3 protein-coding genes are annotated in these 4,809 nt (G+C 55.4%); 2 read left to right on the top strand and 1 reads right to left on the bottom strand.

Translation table 11 applies throughout. From position 1 onward, the window contains the following. The coding region (locus LJE94_15025) for a hypothetical protein (GenBank protein ID MCG6911422.1) at positions 1-1,112 on the bottom strand (1,112 nt) is incomplete at its 3' end. Between the two features lie 533 nt (positions 1,113-1,645). Here LJE94_15025 and LJE94_15020 point away from each other — a divergent pair. Both LJE94_15020 and LJE94_15015 read left to right on the top strand, forming a co-directional pair. Continuing rightward, positions 1,646-3,652: a glycoside hydrolase family 9 protein gene (locus tag LJE94_15020; GenBank protein ID MCG6911421.1), complete on the top strand. Its 2,007-nt coding sequence runs from the start codon at positions 1,646-1,648 to the stop codon at positions 3,650-3,652. Positions 3,653-3,972: 320 nt separating this feature from the next. Next, positions 3,973-4,809, top strand: an 837-nt coding sequence (locus LJE94_15015; protein ID MCG6911420.1) for a hypothetical protein, incomplete at its 3' end; no start/stop codon positions are given.

Raw genomic sequence — 4,809 nt, 5'->3', positions numbered from 1 at the left:
CCCCGGTCATCCACTACGTGAAAATATTCGCCATTTATTTCGGACACCACACTGGCCGGCGAACTGTCTGGCATCTGCAGCGAATATTGCCCATCCAGATTGGTGACCGCCGCGGCGGTTGTCTCCGTACTGCTGGCCGTGACATGCAGATAGGGCAGCGGTACAATTTCCTGACCACTGCATTCCATGGCGTTCAGCCCCGAATTGACGCTGGCATAGACGGTGCCACTGATGTCAAAATCCGATCCCTCACCCGGACTGGTATCGCCGTGAATATTGGACTCAACGTGCAGAATGTCACCTGTTGCGGCGTCGGCAACAAACGTCCATGCGCCAATGCCATCGGCGGCCTCTGCGGTGTATGTCATGGCCATTCGCGGTGTTTCAATATCGTCAAGCCCTGCGAAAACCGTGGGCGTGGGCTGGCTTACCCGGGCAAACCCCGTTGGCGCCGGAATCGACGCGTCTGCGGACTCCAGGGCCTGCAGCGATTTTTCCATATCGGCAACGGGGGCAATGGCGTCTGCCGATGCAGCGAAATGACCCATCGGTTTGACGTCCGCGTTGGCCCATACCACTTCATTGGTGTCGCCTTCCCGAACCAGGGTGCGCAATCCCGCGCCGTACACCGGCACACCGTTTCGATGTTGCACGTAGCGATACAGACGAAACTTGTGTTTCCCGGTCCGGGGGTCGTACATCAGTCCCACGCCATTTGATTCTGCAGAAGCAGATGCGGGATTTGATGTGGCTGAAAGCCGCCGGACATTCAGTCCCGAGGTTCCCGCCAAAGAAGTGCTCTCTCCGTCGAGTGCCAGTTCGCTTTCTGAAATGCCGAAGGCAGAAGCGCTGTTCTGAATAAATTTGTCTGCGGCCTCTTTCGGTGTGTTGCCGGTGGACATGCTTCCGTACATTCGGCGAATCCGATTTTGTTTTACCTTCACCTCGGCTTTGGGATATGCGGATTTCAGCCGATGAACGGCAGCCTCAACAGAGAATGGCGTTTCAATCGTCGGAATTTCCTGTACCCGGTGTTTGTCGGTACTCGCGTCGCATCCCACGATGCACACAATCGCGAGGGCCGAAGTGAATAGCAATGGTCGATAGTTCATATACGGACTCCTTCCTTTCTGGGGGTGAAAAATGGCGTCGAATTGTTGAGGTATCATCACGTCGACGCCTTCAGACCGATTTGAGCGCAAAAGAAATGCCAGTCTTGTCCCAACGCTTTCCTGAATGAGTAAACCGCATCAGTCCATTGTTCCGGTGCGCATTATATCGGGAATGGTTTTGCCACCGGCTGCTCACTGTAGCTCGCGATGCATCCGATTGGAGATGGAGCGATGCCATCTCCAGGTTGCAGATACGTCCCCGGAGTGTGTCTGCAAAGGTTGTCTGCCATCCCGTCTGCTGCGAATCATTGAGCCGTTTTTGACCCAATTACTCACCCAATGAGCTATGTACAGCTTCCCATAAGTTGGGTACCATCACACTTGCTCCAATCACCGATGGCTGCGTTGCGCCTCCTTGAATTGGCGCTGCCAGTCCTGCGTTGGCGCGTCTTGCCCTCAGCGGTTGGCCCTGCGTGATCTGGTCCCCAACTTACGGGGCGCTGTACTAAGATGGGGACAGGAAGGATTGAACCATGATTTTGAATCGTTATTTTCTCTCAGGCAATGCCATCGCGTTTGGGCTGTTTCTCTATGCGGTCACCGCGGTGGCGGACGTGAGCAGCGACATTCGGGTTTCCTCCGTGGGGTATCCCTCTGCCACGGCCAAGATTGCTTCGGTGGTGGGACAGACATCCGGCGAGTTCAGCGTGAAGACAGAAGATGGCGCTGATGTGTTTCAGGGAACGCTGACCGGGGATGGACAGGTGGGACAGGCGGATTTTTCGGCGGTCACTCAGCCGGGTAACTATTATGTGGACGTGCCGGATGTGGGACAGTCCATTGTGTTTCCCATCGGTGAGGATGCGGCCGTGGCGCCGTTCAGGGCCATTATGCTGGGGTTTTACGCGTGGCGTTCGGGGATTGATATTCGATTCACCTGGAACGGCGAGGAGTACGCTCACGCCGCCGGGCACCTCAATGACGGGCTCATGGATTTTGCGGATCCGGATTTGACGGGCACCATCCGCGATGCGACCGGCGGCTGGTATGATGCGGGAGACTACGGCCGGTATGTGGTGAATTCCGGCTGCGCGCTGGGTCCCATGCTGCGGGCCTGGGAGGAAAGGCGCGAACAGCTGGAGAGCATCACCCTGCCATTTATCCCGGAAACCGGCGGTTCGATTCCCGACTATCTCGATGAAGTGAAATACAATCTGGACTGGATGCTGAAAATGCAGTTTGAGGATGGCCGCGTGTCGCATAAATTAACCCCCATTGACTTTGCGGATTTTGTCATGCCCGCAGACGATGACCTGGACCGCTATATTTCGCCATGGGGGTCTGCGGCCACCGCTGATTTCACTGCAGTGATGGCGCAGGCTACCAGAATTTACCAGCCGTACGATGAAACGTATGCCGACCGGTTGCTGAAAGCGGCGCAACTTTCCTACGATTATCTGGTGGCCCATCCCGAAGATGTGCGTGCGGATTTGTCAGACTATGACAATCAGCAATACAGCACCGATGACTGGGACGATAGAATCTGGGCCGCTGCGGAAATGTGGGAAACGACCGGAGATGCCGATGCACTTGCCGATTTCGAGTCCCGGGTAACCAACCAGCCTGCCGGTCGTGCGGGTAGTCCACCGGATATGGTGGCTCATGTGTGGGACTGGCCCGACCAGAAAAATCACGGAATCTTCACCTATCTGGCATCCCATCGGGAGGGCAGGGATGATGCGCTGGTTCGCACACTGGAAGACGCGGTTCTCGCATCGGCGGACAAAATTGTGACCGAAACATTTGAGGGCGCTGAAGGGTTCGGCCGCGGATACGGTACTGGCGATTATTTCTGGGGCAGTAATGGATTGGTGGCCCGTGGATGTATGGTATTGCGCAGAGCCTATGAACAGACTGCCACTGAAACCTATCTGGATGCCTGCATGCAGCAAATCGCCAACCTGTTCGGCCGTAATCAGTACAATCGTTCGTATGTCACCGGCGTGGGGCTCAATCCACCCCAGCATCCCCATTGTCGGCGGTCCGGCGCCAGTGGACACACCTATCCGGGATATGTGGTGGGCGGCGGACAGTCGGACGACGATTGGCTGGATGAGGAGGAAAGCTACGAAACCAACGAGATTGCCATCAACTGGCAGGGGGCTCTCGCATATGCCCTGGCCCAGTTTGTTCCCGTGGTACAGGAAGAGCCGGATACGGACACGGACACAGGTGGGGACGGGGACAGCGACAGTGATTCGGACAGCGATACCGATTCAGACAGCGATGCCGGTTCGGATTCGGATACCGACAGTGACACCGATAGCGATACGGATACCGACAGTGACGGGGACAGCGACACGGACAGTGATGCGGACGGTGACACAGACAGCGATACGGACTCCGATGCGGATGCCGATACGGACGATTCATCTGATAATACCGAAGACACCAGTGCTTCGGGCGGCTGCGGATGTATGACACTCGGTTCGCCATCCGAAAACCATTCCCTGTTTGCCCTGTTATTTTCATCTAACTGAATTTCGTGGAAAGTCCGTTTGCGGAGAACATTGGAATCGTATGCATAGCAATCTTCATAGGTAAGATCTTTAGCCTGAAATATAGCAATTACCCGAATTTTTCCGGTTAAGAAGCAGCCGTCATGCCCGAGAATTCGGGCATCCAGTAGCTTGCAGTCTGGATTCCCAATCAAGTTGGGAATGACGAATTGCTCAGAATGGCGGTGATTTCGGCTTAAAGACTAACCTATGTAGCAATCTTAAGAATATTCCATATACGGCGATATCTATGAAAAGATTCCGGATTGGGTAGCTGGGGCATTTCAAATGCGGAGCTGATTGTGATGATTCTTCTCCCGACGTTGTTCAGATTCAGCCGTACATTTTTGCCAGTGGTCATATTGGTGATTGTCGCTGGCTGCGGCTATCTGGAGGTGGAACGGTTTCAGGTGGATTCAACAGCGGATACCGGAACAACAGATACCGGGACAGATGATACCGGAACCGTGCCTTCGGGGACGGACTCGTTTGATACGTTGACAACGGACACCGGAACAACAGATACCGGAACAACAGATACCGCGGCAACGGGTAGCGGAACCCTGGATTCGGAGACGGACACGTTCGATACGGAAACCGTGGACACAGCGACCGCCGACACTGGAACCGTGGATTCGGAGACGGATACGTTCGATACGGAAACCGTGGACACGGCGACGACCGATACTGGAACCGTGGATTCGGAGACGGATACGTTCGATACGGAAACCGTGGACACGGCGACGACCGATACTGGAACCGAAACTGGAACCGCGGATACGGGGACGGACACGTTCGATACGGAAACCGTGGACACGGCGACGGGGACGCAGACGGAATCGGACAGTGAAACTGCGACCAGCGGTACGCAGATGGTGGACTGCGCTGACATCGTTCCGCCCGCAAACGGGCATCAGGTGGAATCTCTGGTTGAAATTACATGGGATGGCAGCTCCTGGAGCACTCCCGCAGACTGCGAGTGGGCGTGCGATACGGAGTATCATACAGAAGATGGCATCACCTGTGTGGCGAATGTCCACGTGATAACCGTTTCCACCGTCAATGATATCGAGGATGGAGATACAAGCTCCATCGATGCATTGATCGCAGCGCCGGGGGCAGATGGAGAAGTGTCACTG

This window comes from Deltaproteobacteria bacterium (assembly GCA_022340465.1).
In the GTDB taxonomy this organism is placed as follows: Bacteria; Desulfobacterota; Desulfobacteria; order Desulfobacterales; family B30-G6; genus JAJDNW01.
Note: the sequence above shows the minus strand (reverse complement) of the source record. Positions and strands in the feature narration are given on the sequence as shown.